Raw genomic sequence first — 17,481 nt, 5'->3', positions numbered from 1 at the left:
AAGAAATAACAGTGACTTCCACCATTCTTTGCGGTAAGTCGTGTTCTTCTACTCATTATTAATATAAAAAAACTAAATACTCTGATACTCCATGCCGATATACCTAATAAGTATATATTACGAAATGGGGAATCTTTTTCATGGGTATCTTATCGTTTAAGAAAGAGAAGAAAGCCGTTACTAAAATAAACAATGAAGAATATGAGGCACTTTTATCAAAGGTAGTGCTAAAAATAGACGAACCAGAACTCCTTTCACAAATCAACATGCTTGGAATCACCAAGCAGGACCTGGCTTTAGCATTAAAGGTTAAGCCGTATATTGAAGAAAACATCCAGGACATTGTTCAAACCTTTTACTCATCATTTGAGGCCGGACAAGGTCTTATCGATATTATTAACAAACACAGCTCTGTTGACCGTTTAAAAGAAACACTTAAAGCACATGTTTTGAAAATGTTTAATGGACAAATGGATACAGAAGATGTTAAACGAATGAGAAGAATTGCGCATATCCATGTAAAGATCGGTCTTGAGGCAAAATGGTATATGGCCGGATTTCAACAGCTTCTTGCTTCTGTTATTCGTACAATTGAGCCTCATTTCAACTCAAAAAGTGAAATCATACTAGCTATCCAAAGCATCAGTAAGCTATTTAGCCTGGAACAGCAGATCGTTTTAGAAGCATATGATAATGAATATGCTGCAATTCGTAATGAAAATGAGCAAGAAAAAGAACAGATCCGTGCTGAAGTGAACCAAATGGCTGCACAGTTAGCAGAAACAACGGAACATACAAAAGCGTTTATTGAAGAAATTCTTGCCCAATCGCAAGAAATTGCTTCATACTCAATTGATCATTCAGAAGCTGCTGCAACTGCGGAAAAACAAGCTCATCATGGAAAAAGCGACTTGGAAAAGCAAAATGAACTCATGACATTCATAGAAAAGAGCACAGTTGAAATTCTGGACAAAATGAAGTCTCTTGAACAAACATCTGAGAAAATTAACCAAGTCGTCTCCATCGTTACATCAATTGCGGAACAAACAAACTTATTAGCTTTAAATGCAGCGATCGAATCAGCACGGGCTGGTGAATATGGAAAAGGCTTTGCAGTCGTAGCAAGTGAGGTTCGCAAGCTTGCTGAAGAAACAAAAAGTTCTGTACAAGGCGTATCAAGCTTAATTTCTAATATTCACACTCAAATTGACAGCATTTCTGACTCTATCAATAAAGTAGCAGACTTAACAACCAAAGGAACTGATCAAATGTGTGAAATGAACACATTCTTTGATAACATTCTCGGTATTATGAATAAAAACAAACAACAAAGCGAACAATCAAAAACAGACTTAACAAACTTTACAAATGTCATAAATGAAGTCTCAAATAGCATCCATTCTATTGCAGACACTTCAGACCAATTAAAAAATATGGCGAGAACAATTTAATGAAGCTTTTATAAATCAGTGAATTTTTTCACTGATTTTTCTTTTTAATCTATTCCAACATAATATTTTTTAAATTACAAACATTCTAAATACTGATTTAAATTGACATAAAAAACTAGATTGGTATAATACTTTTATGCAAGAAAGCGTAAAAGCGTTTAAGTTATGAAGGAGTATTTCATGAATAAAGAAAAAAATTTCCATTTTAATGAAGCAGTCCTGCTTCTATTTCTCATTTTAGCTGTTATTTTTTCAAGTTTATTTCTATTAAAAACTGAACCACATATCGCATTACTCAACTGCTTGTTGATAATATTAGCGATTGGGCTGATGAAAGGATTCAAATGGAAGCAATTAGAGACAGGCATTGTAAAAGGAATCCAAAATGGTGTGCAGCCCATCGTTATTTTAGGATTAATCGGGATGTTAATTGGCGCCTGGATGAGCAGTGGGACAATTCCGACGATCATGTCGTATGCATTAACCATCATTAATCCCAATTACTTGCTCATTACATCACTATTTTCTTGTATGGTCATTTCAAGTTTAGTTGGTAGTTCATTTACAACCGTTAGCACAATCGGGGTTGCTCTTATGGGTGCGGGGGTTGCAGTCGGCTTACCAGTTGAATGGGTTGCAGGTGCTATTATTTCTGGAGCGTGTTTTGGGGATAAAATGTCTCCTATGTCAGACACAACAAATTTTGCCTCAGGTGTTGCAGAAGTTGATTTATTTACTCATATTAGGCATATGTCTTTAACGACTCTACCAAGTATACTCATTACAACCGTGATCTTTTTTATACTAGGAAGAATAGCACCAATCGATGTTACGTCACTTAATGAAATGAAAATCATGGTCTTAACGATTGAATCACATATACAGGTAAGTAGCTTAACCTTATTATCTCCTATTCTTGTGATCATTATGGCTATTAAAAGAGTACCAGTTATTCCGTCGTTAATTGCAGGTATTATAACCGCAGCCATAACGGCAGTCAGCTTACAAGGCGTTTCATTTAGTCAGTTTCTAAGTGTTTTACAAAACGGTACCTCCTTTCAAATTGACAATGAACAAATAAGCAATATGTTAAATCGCGGTGGCTTACAATCGATGATGTGGTCTATTTCACTTATTTTGATTGCATTTGCTTTTGGCGGATTGCTGGATTCTCTTAGTATTATTCCTACACTATTAAACGGATTAATAAATCGAATTCATTCTAAAGGACAGCTGATTCTATCAACAGCCACATCTTCCTTCGGTGTCAATTTACTAACAGGTGAGCAATATTTATCCATTTTAATACCAGGACAATCATTTAAAGGACTATTTGAAAAAATGCACTTGGATCGAAAATATCTATCTAGAACTCTAGAAGATGCTGGAACATTAATAAACCCGCTTATACCATGGGGAGTTAGCGGTGCGTTCTTTGCTCAAACTTTAGGTGTACCTGTTTTGGCCTTCTTACCTTTTGCATTTTTCTTATATCTCTCCCCTGCTTTTACACTTTTTTATGGGTTTCTAAAGGATCGTCGCACCGTCTCTTAAGGGAGACGGTTTTTTTATTCTGTACATGCGATTGAAGCTATTTAAAGTTATTCGATGACTTTTGCAGTTAATTCAACCACTTTAAACTTTTTTCAACCACATCCCATCTGAAGCCACCTGTTCAACACTTTTGCCAATATTGAATTTTTACAATAAAGCCAAAACATTTATAATATAATTGGAGGTGTTATGGTTGGAGTTAAGACAATTACTTTATTTTTTAGAAGCGGCTAAATATAAAAACTTTACGAAAGCATCTGAAGTACTTCATATTTCACAGCCCGCATTAAGCAAAATGATTAAAAGTCTTGAAGATGAATTAGATATGACCTTAATTGTAAGGTCCAACAAGACGACCGAAATAACGGATGCCGGGTTCATCGTTATGCAATATGCTCAAAAAATCTTATCACAAATCGATGAAATGACGACCATTTTAAATGACTTAACAGAGTTGCAAAGAGGCTCCATTCGCGTAGGTATTCCTCCGATTATTGGCAGCTTATATTTTCCGAGTGTCATGGCAGAGTTTCATAAACAGTATCCGAATATTTCTATTAATATTACCGAATACGGCGGTGCAAAGGTTGTTAAATCTGTAGAGGAAGGTGAGATCGAATTAGGGGTTGCGGTTCTTCCAGTTGATGAGGAGATGTTTAATATTTATCCAATCGTGGAGGATCAGATGAAATTATTAATCCATCATCAACACCCCTTAGCAGATCTAAAACTCATCCATTTAAAGGACCTTCGGGATGAAGAATTTATTTTTTATCACGAAGATTTTGCTCTTCACGATATTATGTGGAACAATTTTATCCGCGAAGGATTTCAACCAAAAATTTTATTTAAAAGCTCACAATGGGATTTAATGTCTGAAATGGTTGGGGCCAACTTAGGGGTAACCATCCTACCTGAATCGATTTGTAACCGTGTTGAAAATAAGCATGTGAACATCATTGATATCGAACCTGTAACACCATGGAACTTAGCCGTCATAACCAAGAAGGATAAGTATCTATCATATGCTGCACAGCGTTTAATTGAATTTTTCCTCTAACTTGATTATAACTTTTAGTTATCGCGTTAATAGTTATTATGTATTTTACGAATGATAAAAAGCATTGTACCATGTTCTCATAGACAGATTAAGAATCGGTCTAGAGAGGGGCTTAGCTTGCTCCTTCCTAAATATAGGGAGGGTTATTATAAATGAAACTATTAACAATTTTTATTCAAATATTATTTATATCTTTATTTTTTCTTCTAGGCGCGGGGATAAAGGAAGTCATTTCAATTCCACTCCCCTCTTCAATGATCGGTTTAGGATTTTTATTGCTTGCTTTATTTACAGGAATAGTGAAGCTGAAATGGATTGAAAAAGGGGCTAACTTTCTATTGGCAGAACTATTGCTTTTCTTTATTCCGTCTGCCGTGGGAATTGTCAATTATGATGAAATTATGAGTTTCCAGGGCCTTGAACTAGTGCTAATTATAGCTGCTAGTACATTTATTGTAATGGCAGTAACAGCCTATACGGCAGACTTTATTCAGAAAAAACAAAGTAGGGCTGTAAAATGAGCATCATTCTTTTGACAGTGTTAACGATCCTCATTTATAAACTAATAAAGCTAACAAGTAAAAAATGGGCTAGTCCGCTTTTACATCCTTTATTACTATGTCCGATTGTCATTATCGTGTTTATTCAAATGGCGGGTATATCTGCTGATACTTATATGAACTCAGCAAAAGTGCTGACAAATTTATTAGGACCTGCTACAGTTGCATTCGCAATTCCTATATATAAGCATTTTCACTTAGTAAAAAAATATATTGGTAATATTATTGTCAGCATTACAATTGGGACGTTAGTTGCTATTTCTTCTACTTTTGTTTTATCAATTCTTTTACATTTAAAAACTAATTTCCTAATAAGTATTTTACCAAGGTCCATTACCACTCCAATTGCGATTGAAGTGTCAAAAGAAATTGGCGGAACTCCCACGTTAACAACAATCTTTGTTATCGTTACTGGAGTGACTGGAGGAATCATTGGTCCCTTTGCATTGAAATGGTTAGCGATTAAATCACCGATTGCTAAAGGATTATCACTTGGTATGAGTGCTCATGGTGTCGGTACCTCAAAAGCAATGGAATATGGTGAACAAGAGGCTACTTTTTCGACTCTGGCGATGATTTTCGCAGCCATTATTACACTTGGTTGGGGGAGCTTTCTTATTCCATTATTAATGGATATTGCACATGTTTAGTTTGGAAGTTAGTACTATAGTAAAACTATTAAAAATGTTGCAATACAAAAACGCATGGTAACTGATATCCCTTCCATGCGTTTTCATTTTACCCTCATATTAGTCTCAACAATTCCTGCAACCGTAATTCATCATGATCTTGATTATCAAAAGATAAATGAGGAAGAACCGAAGCAAAAATAATGAATTACTTTTTAAAGGCTGGTAAAACTATTTTAATGTTTATACCAGCCTTTTAAATTTTGAGCCTATGCTTTATCGGAATTTTTTTCTCAAAACGATGGAACTATGGTTTGAAATGACGCAACAATATATCAGAAAAGGTATAAAACGTTTCTCCCCTTTATATTTTAACATAAAATCCCAAAAATTAAATTCATATACTAGAATGAATTTCAATCAACTATATATAAGCAACCTAGACATCTGGTTGACCTGATTTTATTCTCAGAAGGAGAATCAGACAATCCCAAAAAGCTTCAAACAGATAAATACGAAAATCCAACTGTCTAACCTATCCAAAATCCCTCCATGTCCGGGCAGGATTTTTCCCGAATCTTTTACTCCGAAGTGACGTTTTAGTGCAGATTCTACTAAATCTCCTATTTGTCCCGAAGTTGATACTAATAGAGTTATAATTGTTGTATGTAACAAACTCTCAAATGGTTGTGCTATTGCTTGTATAAAAAATGCAATACAGATAGAAACGATAATTCCGCCAATTGCTCCTTCTACTGTTTTGTTCGGGCTGATTTTTGGAGCAAGCTTTCTTTTCCCAAACTTTCTACCAACAAAATAAGCTCCCGAATCCGTAGACCAAATGACTAATAAAATTGTAAAAGTCCACAGCAAACCTTCCTCCATTCTTGCCTCTGCAATGGAGATAAAACCAAAGCCTATATATAAAATTCCAATGAGTAATGTCCCGGCCTTTTCAATAGAAAAGTGTTCGTTAAATACTGTTGATGTAATAAAAAAGAGGACTAAACCAATGAATATTTTTATATATAAGGTTTCATTGATGGAGGATAATATAGGAAGAAACAACAAGAAAATTCCAATTATTCCCACAAACCACTTTGTACCAAAAAGTCTTAGATGAATGATTGTTGAAAACTCATAATATGCAATCCCTGCTAATAATAGGGTGAATAATGTAAACCAAATATCACCAATGTAAAAGGGAATCATAAATAATAGTGCAATGATGATTCCTGTTAAGATACGTTCCTTCATGTAAATACCTCATTTTCATATAGTCATATACCTACCAAATACTACTATATATTCTTCCCACTTGCACCAAAAATAAGCTGAATAGATCTTTTATGAACAAACATGGACTCTTAATATAAAAAAGCACTCCCCCTTTTTCTTACAGGTTTGTGCCCGATAAAGTATGACCCCTAGCCTATGCTTAACGATAAGTGAGTGCGGGTTCGAATCCCGTCAGAGTCATTTCTCTGCCATAATGGTAAAATCCCCTTTTATCCAATGATCCTATTTTATTATGAAATACGTGTTCCATTCCTAACCGGCTCATCAGGCTTCAAAAGAACCACATCTCCCTCTTCCGGAACCCCTCCTATGACCAATACCTCAGATTTAAACCCTGCAATTCGCATTGGCGGAAAGTTAACTACCCCTACCACTTGACGTCCACAAAGCTGATCCGGATGATATCTATGTGTAATTTGTGCTGATGATTGTTTTATGCCTATTTCTTCACCAAAATCAATTTCCAGCTTTATAGCCGGTTTTTTTGCTTCAGGAAAAGGTTTGGCATTAATGATCGTACCAACACGCATATCTAGTTTTAAAAAATCTTCAATATTTGCCATAATTAATTTAACTCCTTATAATTTTAATACTTTCCGATCTGTCCCAGTGCTCTTTTTATTTCCAGAATGTTCGGAAGACCAAATTAATATTCCAATCCCTAGTAATAAAAATAAAATCCCTAACCATGATATTGCGTTTAAGAATTCTCCTAATATGAAAACCCCTAATAATGCTGCTGTTAATGGTTCTGCTAACGCTAGTGTAACGGCTGTTGATGAAGAAACATTGGAAAGACCTTTCGCAAAAAGTAAATATGCTACCCCTGTGGCTAAAATCCCAAGATGAAGACTAACACTCGCACCTTGAACACTTATAAGCCAAGACATATCAAAAACAAATAATAATGGTGATAACATGATTGCACTAAGAGTGAAAACCGCTGCAACTACCAAAAGAGTTGAATATTTTTCAACTAACTCTCTACTTACAACCGTATAACCAGCAAATGATAAACCAGCCCCCAAGGCCAATAATAATCCAACTGGATCTACATGAGCTGATTCTTTGTTCACAAAAAGCATTAGACAACCTAGAATGGATAAGATAGTAGACCCCCACCAAAGGGTACCCGGACGTTTTTTAAAATAAATCCATTCAATGAACCCAGACAATATTGGAGCACTTCCAATAGCTACCACTGTTCCAATGGCAACCCCTGTTATTGTTACTGCAGAAAAAAATAATGGTTGGTACAATGCCATACATATAGAGGCCAATAACGTTGTCTTAACTGGCCAATTATTCACGTTGAATTTTCCTGTTACGAGAACAATACAGAATAGAAATAGACCTCCTACCGCTAAGCGCGTAGCACCGATTGCAATCGGGTGTGCTGTTTCCGGTGCAAGTGCCTGAGTTGTCCCAGTGGTCCCCCAAAGTATTGCTGCAAGTAATATTAATAATGAAGACACTTTTCCTTTCATTTTGCTCACCTCATTAAAAAATAAAAAGGATACGTAAACTTATAGTAAGAAATTCACCCCAAAATTTCTTTTCCAAGTTTAATATCCTTTTTATCCTTTATTAAGAAGTCTATACTTTTGCGGCGATATTCCTTCAGTATTTCCAAACCATCTTGTAAACGAAGACAAATTCTCGAAACCTAACTCTTCACTAATCCTTGAAATGGACCATACTGTTGAATTTAAAAGATGCCTAGCCTCTTTCAAACGAAGTTCAGAAATATAATCTTTGACACTTTTTCCAGTCTTTTTCTTAAACCATGCAGAGTAATATACAGGATGGTAATGTTCTATATTTGCTAAAGTTTCTAATTTAATTGACTCCTTAAAATGCCTATGAATATAGTCAATAGAAGGGGGATTAGAGATTTGAAGTTTGTTGGTCACATATTTTGTTAAATCAATTAAGGCAGATGTGTTCTCCTGACTCTTTGCCTCTTCCAAAAGCAAATAACGGATAGAAGCCCATTGTTGATCTAACCGTATATACATGCTGCTTGTATCAGCAGGTAAATATTGTACTGGGACATCTAAGATTAAGAATTCATTTCTATCTAATGATCGGTAATTATGATCGTACTCTGGAGGAAGATAAAAACAGTAATCAGAGTTGAGCTGTATCTCTTGCCATTCAGTTTGTATATCTAAAGAGCCTTGTAATGGAAAAAGAAATTGTGCAAAATCATGTCGGTGAGATGTAAATTCTCTAGAGTAGGTTCTTTTCTCACAAGTTACTTGGTTGATCATTTTCACTTGTTCCCCCTTTATCTTACTTTAAGACCTTTAACATATATTATAATTCTTAACAATGGTGTAATAAAGACCTTAAAAAAGAGGGCAGGACAACTTGTGCTCTTGTGGAACTTGGAGAAGAGCATGAAGTAGTAACATTATCCGGAAATGAGGAGCTGACAAGTACATGTCAGCTCTTTTATCGAATGAGAATATGTTCGAAGAAGATGTGGCCCTGTTGGCAGCAATCTGTGGATGATTTCCAATTTCTTATTTAGTTGCCGCTGTTTGCAAGGGTTCTGATTGTGAACCGAAGTCTAAAGCTATATTCAACATTCCATTCCCTTGAGAGCTTCTGCTGAAATTTAATGAAATGGTTCTTTTAATAAGTTGAGCGTAAATTTCAGCCTCAGTTAGAGGACGGTCAAACTCTTTTTCACATTGCTCAATAATAAGAGCAACAGCTCCTGAAACATGTGGAGTTGCCATCGATGTTCCTGATAAAACAGCAAATTCATTATTAAGATATGTTGAGACGATTTCTTCACCAGGGGCAACAAGATCGATCACCTTATTCGTATTACTAAATGTTGAAATTTCTTTTTGTAAATTAACCGATCCTACCTGTACAACTTCCGGATATGCTCCCGGGTAGGCAAACTCATCTGTCTCATGGTTTCCATCCCCTTCATTTCCTGCAGCACAGACAATGAGAATGTCTTGGCTGATTGCTTCTTGAACGGCCTTATGAAGCTCTGGATTATCCTCACTTCCCCCTAAAGACATTGAGATGACTCTAACCCGCTCGCCATTTGGTCCCCGCCATTTTGCTGCATAGCGAATGCCATCTGTCACCCATTTTGTTTCTCCATATCCTTTGCCTGAGAGCACCTTCAAAACAAGGAGCTTCGCTTTTGGTGCTACACCAATTACCCCTCGATCATTTTCCTCTGCACAAATCGTTCCACATACATGGGTACCGTGCCCATTATAATCTTTTATATTTTTGGGATCTCCCTTATCATCTGTTGTAAAATTATACACATCAATAATTTGATTTTGAAGCTCGAAATGATTGGAATCACAGCCTGTATCAAGAACAGCTATTACATTTCCGTTACCAAAATAACCTTGTTCCCACGCAGTAGGAGCGCCGACTAATTTAATACCAGGTGGAATAATTTTTGTATCTTTTAATACAGATTGAATAGTATATGGAATTAATCCAACTTTACTCAATGTGATTCCTCCTTTATTTTTTAAAAATGACATAATTCCATATTTCCTTTAATATCCAAGAAAATATCTATCTATTTTTATTTTTTAGTCACTTTTTGTAATGTTTTGTATTATAATTTACTTGTAAGCATTTTTTGACGTCTTCCTTATAGGAGGCGTCTTTTCTTTTTTGACTTTCGTTTTAAATCATCTAAGTTTTTTAACCCTAATGTGATGGACGAAAATAACGTGGCAGCAGCAACTAACAGTTTGACAAGAAGCTCTAACCACTCCAACACGACTATCACCTCCTTTTTACACAAATAGCCCTACACAGTAACAGGATAACTGGTAAGGCTGGTTTCGAAATTAGAGATAACTTCTACTTAGATATAAGGATAAATATGGAATATGTCATTTTCATTGTAGCATGACCAAGCTTATTTAGCATTATTATTATGAATTTTCGTACAATTATACTGTTTACTAGACTTGAAACCCCTTACTTAGTACCTACAATCAAGAATAATAACTAAGGAATTAGCGCCAATCCTTGTGGCAGGAACGTCCCTCCGTTAAATAAATTACGTTTGTGTTTTCCAATAAGTATCTGGTCCATTACTTTTTAAGATGGCATGTTTTGGAATCTGCTTCATAATAAGAAAGAGATTCAACATATCAACGGATGAAGCCATTGCATTTAGTAAAATCAAAAATTTTATTGTTGGTGTTAATAGACCTAAAACACTTAATATTAGTGGCAAAATAACTGAAATAATGATGAAGGGAGCAATAGTAATGAAGATATACCTTGATTTAGACATCTCTTCTTCTGTTATGACAAACCCTCCGAACAGAGTAATTCCCACAAAGGTTTTATCTGACTTCTTAAAATTCGGAATGAAAATTAAGTGAAGTAATTCGTGGAGGATTAAAAGCAAGGCTAGCCATAAAATAATACCGAAATTAATTGTTATGGATATTGAGTCAGATGTCAGTCCAAAATCGCTCAAAGAAATGGTGGAGAAGATATTTATAACTCCGATTGAAATCAAGACATTGACAATCATTAAAGGGACAGAAAAAAGAATAGCACTTCTTACATTTTTAGGTTCTTTCATTTGAACCCATCCATTATTAATCAGGTCCAAGTGTAAACTCTGTTTGCTTTTTGGCAACTTGTTTAGGATCTTCATAAACTCCCCCATTCTATCCAATTTTTAATCAACTTGAACTAGCGAAGATAAAATTCTTAACCTTCAAAGATTACTTCTATATTTTAACATATTTATTTACTTACCTTAGAAGGGTTTTTAAAGAATCAAGCTGGATGTCTTACTTGTCACTTTTCCTCAAAACAACCAAAACGCCTTAAATCCTTGAATAGAAAGGATTTATGACGTTTCAGTTAATGGTATTATTTTTTAGAATAATAATCTGTTTTCAACCAACCTATCGGACTCATATTCACTTTGTTTGCTCCTGCATAGGTTGTAAGGGTTTCCACAACACTATTTAATGGAAATACATGATACGTATAAGGTAATTCCTCGTGACTATTGTATTCAAAGGTAAATGGATCAGTCGGGGGATTCATTTTGCTCATATTTTCGCTCCCTGCAATATGTGAAGACCATGCCCAATTTCCGATTGTTGATTTGTCATACCAAGTAAACCCTTTATTAAACAGGTTTTCTCCATGATTGTCCCAACTACTTCCAGTATACGTTCCATATTTATTTGTTATATGGGAGTTTACAATTAAATTCCTATTATAAGCGCTTTGAAATAGCTCAGCCCATTGTTCATCCATGTTAGCCGTATCCAGTCCTTGAATCTCCGCACCTGTAATTGGCTCGTTAATGTCATGAAATACACAGGTATCTGAAGCAATGGAAGCTCCATTTCTGGCATTTAGTGCTCTTGACAGAGTGTCAGTGCCAAATTCAGCAATAGCACTTACATTTTCCAATACTTCATAATGAGTTGAGTTATCAAGATAACAGTTGTACATATGACCAGTACCTTGACGGATCATTGGTATTCTTTGTCCAATATTAGTATAGCGATTATAGGCTAGTGTTAAACGGATTCTTTGATTGCCATCCTTTATCTCCGTTCCACTACTACTCACATAATTTACATAGTCTTTATCACCTGATCCATTTAAATGCACCTTACTGTGGTAGGCTGCATAAGCCATGATCTGTTCTTTGGCCGCACCGCCATTTCGCATGTTATAGTATACACTATCAGCATTCAGTTCATTTGCTGCATATTTTCCTTCCATGAACTGAATCGATTGATAAATATCACTATTTTCTGATGGATGTTCATTTGCAGGTAAGCCAAATTCAGACCAAGAGATCGTTATATTGGAACCGCCATTCTCTGTATCAATTAATCCATCCGCTGCGATAGTAAATTTACAATGGTCGATCCAGACATTATTGGCTCCATTTATTTTAATAAATGTCCAACCTGCTTCCTTATGTTTTCCAGTGTCATCCCATTGCCACATACCATCAAATGTCAGATTCCTTATAACAATATCATTCGTTGATCTTTGTAATTTGAATTCAGCACTTCTAATGGTTTTCCCCTTTTTTGAAAAGATCGTTAATCCATCGATATTATTTATATCTAATTGGGAAACACCTGATGAAGCTAACTTCGGATTTGTAAATCCGTTCATTGGATCGCGATAGTTTCGTATAAACCGATATTTTTTAGCTTCTTCTGAACTTAGATTTAATGCTTTCCACCCCAGGTTTAAATCTTTCGCCACCTCAATTACTTTCACACTGCCATTTTCAGCATCCAAAATTGCCTGTAAAAACTCTCTTTCCGTTTTAACCTGGCGATAATAAGAGGTATCAATGTAATGGCTTCGATCTTTTACACCCAATGATGCATAACCGGTCACGGAAAGATAACTATTATCATAATCTTTAAATTGTCTTGTTGTATTTGGTATAGAATCAACTTCTACAGCTTTTACAAATGAGTTTCCCCCCACTAATAATGATGATATAACTAAGGATAGAACGACTAGCCGTATGAGTGTACGTTTAATTTTCAAGCTATTCCCTCCTAATAAAATATGAAAATCATCTACTATTTGCCTAAATTCTTATAAAGAGGAAGGATTGTCACTAGCAATCCTTCCTCTTTTCACTGTTCATTTCTTCGGATTCCACCCATCTAGTACATTCTCAATCGTATAATGCTTCGCCTCTTCATCTGTTAATTGAGGGCGAGAAAGATTTGCACCTGGTCCTTCGTTTTGATATTCATAAAATCTCGCGTCTTTTGCACTGAAGCCTGACATATCCGTCCATCCCTCTTGATGAATATGTGGTCCCAACTCACTATTCTTAAAGACAACACTTGCAATAGCATTAGGGTCCCCACCAGGATGCCAAGGTCTCCCTAAGTAAACGGTTCCATCTGCTGCTTTGCTAGTTAAGCGGCTATTGATGAACAAAAAGCCATACGGTTCATTTATGTCTGTACTTGCTGCTGTGATATATCCATTATTTGTTTCGGAGCCCCTGTCTACTGAGACAATCTCACAATCTTCGAAAACCGCTCTTGCTCCTCCAAAAATAAAATCAACATCACCTTCTATATAACAGTTAGTAAAATATTGTGTTCCATCATTCACATATAGAGTATCTTGGTTTCCGATAAAACGTACATTGTGAAACTTCATTCTTTCTCCACGTGTATAAACTGCAACTGCCTGGGAGCCACCTTCTACTAAACGTTCATCAAAGGAATTCTCCATTGTCATATTCTTTGCAGAAAAGTCATTTGCGTAAAGATATACACTTGCACTGCCGCTTGTACCGTATGTTCCACCTTCCGGCCTTTCCTTTTTGGCATAGTTATCATACGTAAGAATAGTTTTTTCAGCACTTTCTCCTGCCAATGTAATAAACGGTTTATTGGCAGGTACTTTTACTACTTCTTTATAAACACCGTTTTTAATGAAAATTTCAACTGGACTTGTATTATTAGCTGGTACAGCATCAATCGCTGCTTGGACAGTTTGATAATCGCCGCTGCCATCCTTCGCCACAGTCAATTTGACATGTAAATTCTTCAATTCCTCTGTCATATCTTCCACTCTACTTAGCTCCCCTTCAACAAGTTCTCTACCATAAGTGTCAACTAATTCATTAGGTAGAACCTCCACATAAACATGATGTTCAAAAAATCCGGTTGTTTTGGAAATTTCCAAAAGCTGCTTAGCATAACTTCCAGCCCATGAATATCCATCACGGCGTTCTTTTTCAATTTCGTGAATGGTTCGTTTAATAACACCATCTCTTCCGGAGAATATCGGTTCATTTGTTCCAATTTCATAGAATCGGTACCAAGTAACCGCTCCTGGATCTTCAACAAAATAAACTCCATTTGGGTCACCACTTACATAGCGAATTCCTTCTAACTTTACTTTATCAAACCATTGAAGTGCGCCTAAAATCGCATTTTGTATCTCTGGAGTTTGATTTGGACGAGACATTAGAAACTTCACAATACCGACCGACTCACTTCCAGATATCGATGGATGTTCATAAACGCGGGCATGCTGGGCTTCATAAGTGACCGGATCATGCTGTGCACACCATGCTGTCAGCTTTCCATCTACTTCTATTTGGGATTTTAATATATAATCAATGCCTTTATTCAATGATGCTTCAACCTTGTTTTTTAACGAATCATCTACTATGTTTTGATCAAAAGGATATTTTTCATTTATGACATCATCCAGCAGTTGTAAAACATTAATCATTGCATTATCGTTAAATGTGACATAATTCGAATAATACACAGAGTCCTCTGGCGAATCACCTCGTTGTGGATATACCTGCGGCCAGCCACCTGTTTCATATTGCATCGTTAATAAGAAATCAATGCCTTTTAACATACTTTCTTTTAACTTCTCATCATTTGTTTCTCTATAGACTTCAGAAATAAATCGAATTTCCTTTATTGTTGCATTGTTATCAATAGAGCCTAATTCCTCATCATTAGGACCAAATTGTGTTGTGCGCTTTTCCTGCCCATCCCAAGGCCTGCTATATTCTTCATCCATGCTTTTTGTCCAACCGCCATGATCCATCTGCCATGACACAAGATTTTCGGCCTGTTTCTTCGCTGCTTCGATATCTCCGGTAAATTCCTTTTTTTCTTCTTTCACGACCTTTCCATCTGTTAATGGTTGCTGTAGTTCATATAATACAACCGTATCACCAAATTTGTTTTCCCCAACCGCTGCACGTGTTGGATACAGATTTTCCAGGGAAGGATTTAATCCATTAAAGGAACCTGTTGCTGCTTTTACTGCTAATGCTTTTACATCAAAATCCTTCACTTGTCCATTCAACATGACAGCGACTAATTGAGGGGTAACAGACTGGGAATTCACAATATGAATCTCATTCGACTGTTGGTCTGATAGTTCCCCTATTTTTTCAATGATCCTTTCAGTTTCCGCAATTGTGACATAATCCTTTTTACCGAAGCCTGGTTTTCCTGACATGATTTCCTTAGAAACAACTGCCCCTACATCATTTTGATTGTTTCCTTTCCCATTTCCAGGTTTTAGGTCAAGAATCTTGCTTATAATGCCTGCTGCCTCTCGTCTTGTTATCTTATCTTCAGCTTTTATCTGTTCAATTTGATCTGTTGTTACATATCCTTCCAGTGTTGCTGCTTCTAATATGTAGCTCCACCAGGTATTTTTTGAGTTATCATTATTTACATTCTTAAAAGTTTCTTCCTTATTGAAACCCATAACACGATTGATACTTGCAAAAAATTCCAGCTTTGAGATTTCTTTGCCTTTTTCAGATGTATTCGTATTGATCATTCCTGTTGCGTGTAATTTCTTAAGGGTGACACCATCGATCAATTCGCTTAATGTTACCTGTTCCACCTCAACGGGTTTAGGACCATTATCTTCTGGATCTTTAGGTGAATTGTGGATCTGTAAATGATCTATGTTTGCACCACCGCTTGTACCTGCACCTTTAGCTACAATTGTGTTATCACCTGCTTTTAGGACTGTCTTTATCGAGACTGTCTGCCAATTCGTCCATTCTCCTGTAGAATTAAAAGCCAGTTCTTCACTAACTACTTGGTCGTTGACTGTGATTTCTGCAGGTCTGTTTTCAGCTGCACCATTTGCATAGCGGAATACTAATGAATACTCTCCATCTGCGGGAATATCTGTAATTGTCCATGTGATGGTTCCACCAGGTGCATTCGGTTTATAATCGACAAAACCTGTTCCAGTATAACCCGGATGTTGGTTGTCAATGATCGCTTCTTTAATCGAGGCTTCTTCTGCTTCATAAATAGAATCAAATACATCCCCCTCATCTGCGTAAGCCCTTTCATTTTGTGGTATGCCTACTAATACAGTTGAGGCAACCATGATACACGCAAACATAATAGAAAAAACAAAACGAAAACTCCCTCTCCCCTTTTTCAAACGCATCAGCCTTTCTAAAGTAGATTTTGTTGCCCCTTGAGTATAGTTTAAGTATTTTAGGGATGGATATAATCAGAATCTTAGAGGTAGGTATTTAGACTAGTATGCAAGCAAAATGTAGAGGAAATGAGTATAAAAACAAAAATGATTATAACTATTTAGCTATTCTTCTTGTCCTATTCCAGGCATGATTTTGTATAGAAAACAGCCTTTAGTAAAACAAAAACGGACATTTCCTAAAATAGGGAAATATCCGCTCTCTCTTTTATCATTATTGAACCAGCTTGACCAGCATATGAGCAAGCTTGTGCTGCTCCTCTTCATTACCAACCTTCCATAATTCTTGAAGCAGCTTTTCTTCACGATTTCGCGCTGATTCATGGTCAGCCAGGTAATCGGCAACTTTTTGCGCGGTATTAGCTAGTTGCTCCTCGTTCATTCCAAGCTTTTCTCCTTTTGATACTTTATCACCTAAGTAGTTTTTAAACGTTTCAAAACTCGCAAGTACCTCGTCCTTTTTTTCTTCACCCATAGACTGTAGTTTCTCTTCTACTTTGCCTTCTGCGTTATTGTTTGTTTCAAAAGCCATCAAAACTCTCTCCTTTTCAAGTAGTATTTGATTCACTATTCAATGCCCCTATTTTTATTGCTATAAACATTGTATGATGTTTTTTAATGCAGATTATATATGAAAAATAATCCGTTTCATTGCGCTGCAGACACTCGCTTTCCGCGGGGAGGAAGCTGAGCCTCCTTGGCTTCGCCTGCGGGGTCTCAGCCTTTCCTCACTTCCCGCAGGAGTCGAGTGTCTTCCGCTCCATTCCACTATAGGGTTAAAATAGTGTTTTATAAGCAACAAACTTTTTTATAAAACTTTGGGTTGGAGAGAATTAAAATAACCTAGAAGGAACATGTAAATTTGTATGCCCCTTCTAGGTTATTTGTTT

Annotated in this window: 15 protein-coding genes; 5 read left to right on the top strand and 10 right to left on the bottom strand. The window is 36.2% G+C overall.

What is annotated here, in order from left to right; translation table 11 throughout:
- The first annotated feature begins 140 nt into the window (after positions 1 to 140).
- The 5 genes from HWV59_RS05130 to HWV59_RS05110 all read left to right on the top strand — a co-directional run bounded on the left by HWV59_RS05130 (position 141) and on the right by HWV59_RS05110 (position 5,275).
- A complete protein-coding gene (locus HWV59_RS05130; RefSeq protein WP_175638234.1) occupies positions 141 to 1,451 on the top strand; it encodes a globin-coupled sensor protein in 1,311 nt (436 codons plus the stop codon).
- 180 nt (positions 1,452 to 1,631) lie between these two features.
- Positions 1,632 to 3,005 (top strand): Na+/H+ antiporter NhaC, encoded by a 1,374-nt coding sequence (nhaC, locus tag HWV59_RS05125; RefSeq protein WP_175638233.1) that lies wholly within the window; start codon positions 1,632 to 1,634, stop codon positions 3,003 to 3,005.
- Positions 3,006 to 3,198: 193 nt separating this feature from the next.
- Positions 3,199 to 4,065, top strand: a complete 867-nt coding sequence (locus HWV59_RS05120; RefSeq protein ID WP_175638232.1) for a LysR family transcriptional regulator — start codon at positions 3,199 to 3,201, stop codon at positions 4,063 to 4,065.
- A 152-nt stretch (positions 4,066 to 4,217) separates the two neighbouring features.
- Positions 4,218 to 4,586 carry a CidA/LrgA family holin-like protein gene (locus tag HWV59_RS05115; RefSeq protein ID WP_102228278.1) on the top strand — a complete coding sequence of 123 codons (369 nt, stop codon included), beginning with the start codon at positions 4,218 to 4,220 and terminating at the stop codon, positions 4,584 to 4,586.
- Positions 4,583 to 5,275, top strand: a complete 693-nt coding sequence (locus tag HWV59_RS05110; protein WP_102228277.1) for an LrgB family protein — start codon at positions 4,583 to 4,585, stop codon at positions 5,273 to 5,275. The genes HWV59_RS05115 and HWV59_RS05110 overlap by 4 nt, the downstream gene beginning before the upstream one ends.
- A gap of 459 nt (positions 5,276 to 5,734) precedes the next feature.
- On the opposite strand, the gene HWV59_RS05105 is transcribed toward HWV59_RS05110, so the two are convergent.
- The 10 genes from HWV59_RS05105 to HWV59_RS05065 all read right to left on the bottom strand — a co-directional run bounded on the left by HWV59_RS05105 (position 5,735) and on the right by HWV59_RS05065 (position 17,123).
- Positions 5,735 to 6,511, bottom strand: coding sequence for a phosphatidate cytidylyltransferase (locus HWV59_RS05105; RefSeq protein ID WP_102228275.1), 777 nt, complete (start codon positions 6,509 to 6,511; stop codon positions 5,735 to 5,737).
- Positions 6,512 to 6,783: 272 nt separating this feature from the next.
- Positions 6,784 to 7,116, bottom strand: a complete 333-nt coding sequence (gene csaA / locus HWV59_RS05100; protein WP_102228274.1) for a chaperone CsaA — start codon at positions 7,114 to 7,116, stop codon at positions 6,784 to 6,786.
- Positions 7,117 to 7,131: 15 nt separating this feature from the next.
- Positions 7,132 to 8,040 carry an EamA family transporter gene (locus HWV59_RS05095; protein WP_175638231.1) on the bottom strand — a complete coding sequence of 303 codons (909 nt, stop codon included), beginning with the start codon at positions 8,038 to 8,040 and terminating at the stop codon, positions 7,132 to 7,134.
- 90 nt (positions 8,041 to 8,130) lie between these two features.
- Entirely contained in the window at positions 8,131 to 8,826 is a 696-nt protein-coding gene (locus HWV59_RS05090; RefSeq protein WP_235991798.1) for a helix-turn-helix transcriptional regulator, read from the bottom strand.
- Between the two features lie 255 nt (positions 8,827 to 9,081).
- Entirely contained in the window at positions 9,082 to 10,050 is a 969-nt protein-coding gene (locus tag HWV59_RS05085; RefSeq protein WP_102228272.1) for a S8 family peptidase, read from the bottom strand.
- A gap of 146 nt (positions 10,051 to 10,196) precedes the next feature.
- Complete coding sequence (locus tag HWV59_RS27240; RefSeq protein ID WP_268921748.1) at positions 10,197 to 10,328, bottom strand: hypothetical protein; 132 nt, start codon at positions 10,326 to 10,328, stop codon at positions 10,197 to 10,199.
- 285 nt (positions 10,329 to 10,613) lie between these two features.
- Positions 10,614 to 11,225: a DUF3267 domain-containing protein gene (locus HWV59_RS05080; protein WP_175638229.1), complete on the bottom strand. Its 612-nt coding sequence runs from the start codon at positions 11,223 to 11,225 to the stop codon at positions 10,614 to 10,616.
- A gap of 221 nt (positions 11,226 to 11,446) precedes the next feature.
- Positions 11,447 to 13,111 (bottom strand): hypothetical protein, encoded by a 1,665-nt coding sequence (locus HWV59_RS05075; protein ID WP_175638228.1) that lies wholly within the window; start codon positions 13,109 to 13,111, stop codon positions 11,447 to 11,449.
- A gap of 99 nt (positions 13,112 to 13,210) precedes the next feature.
- The gene (gene pelA / locus HWV59_RS05070; RefSeq protein WP_175638227.1) at positions 13,211 to 16,534 is read right to left on the bottom strand and encodes a pectate lyase; all 3,324 of its coding nucleotides are present in this window, start codon (positions 16,532 to 16,534) and stop codon (positions 13,211 to 13,213) included.
- Positions 16,535 to 16,805: 271 nt separating this feature from the next.
- Positions 16,806 to 17,123: a DUF3243 domain-containing protein gene (locus HWV59_RS05065; protein WP_102228268.1), complete on the bottom strand. Its 318-nt coding sequence runs from the start codon at positions 17,121 to 17,123 to the stop codon at positions 16,806 to 16,808.
- Positions 17,124 to 17,481 lie beyond the last annotated feature (358 nt).

The organism is Metabacillus schmidteae (genome assembly GCF_903166545.1).
GTDB lineage: Bacteria > Bacillota > Bacilli > Bacillales > Bacillaceae > Metabacillus > Metabacillus schmidteae.
The sequence above is the reverse complement of the archived record's forward strand: the minus strand, read 5'-3'. Positions and strand labels throughout refer to the sequence as shown.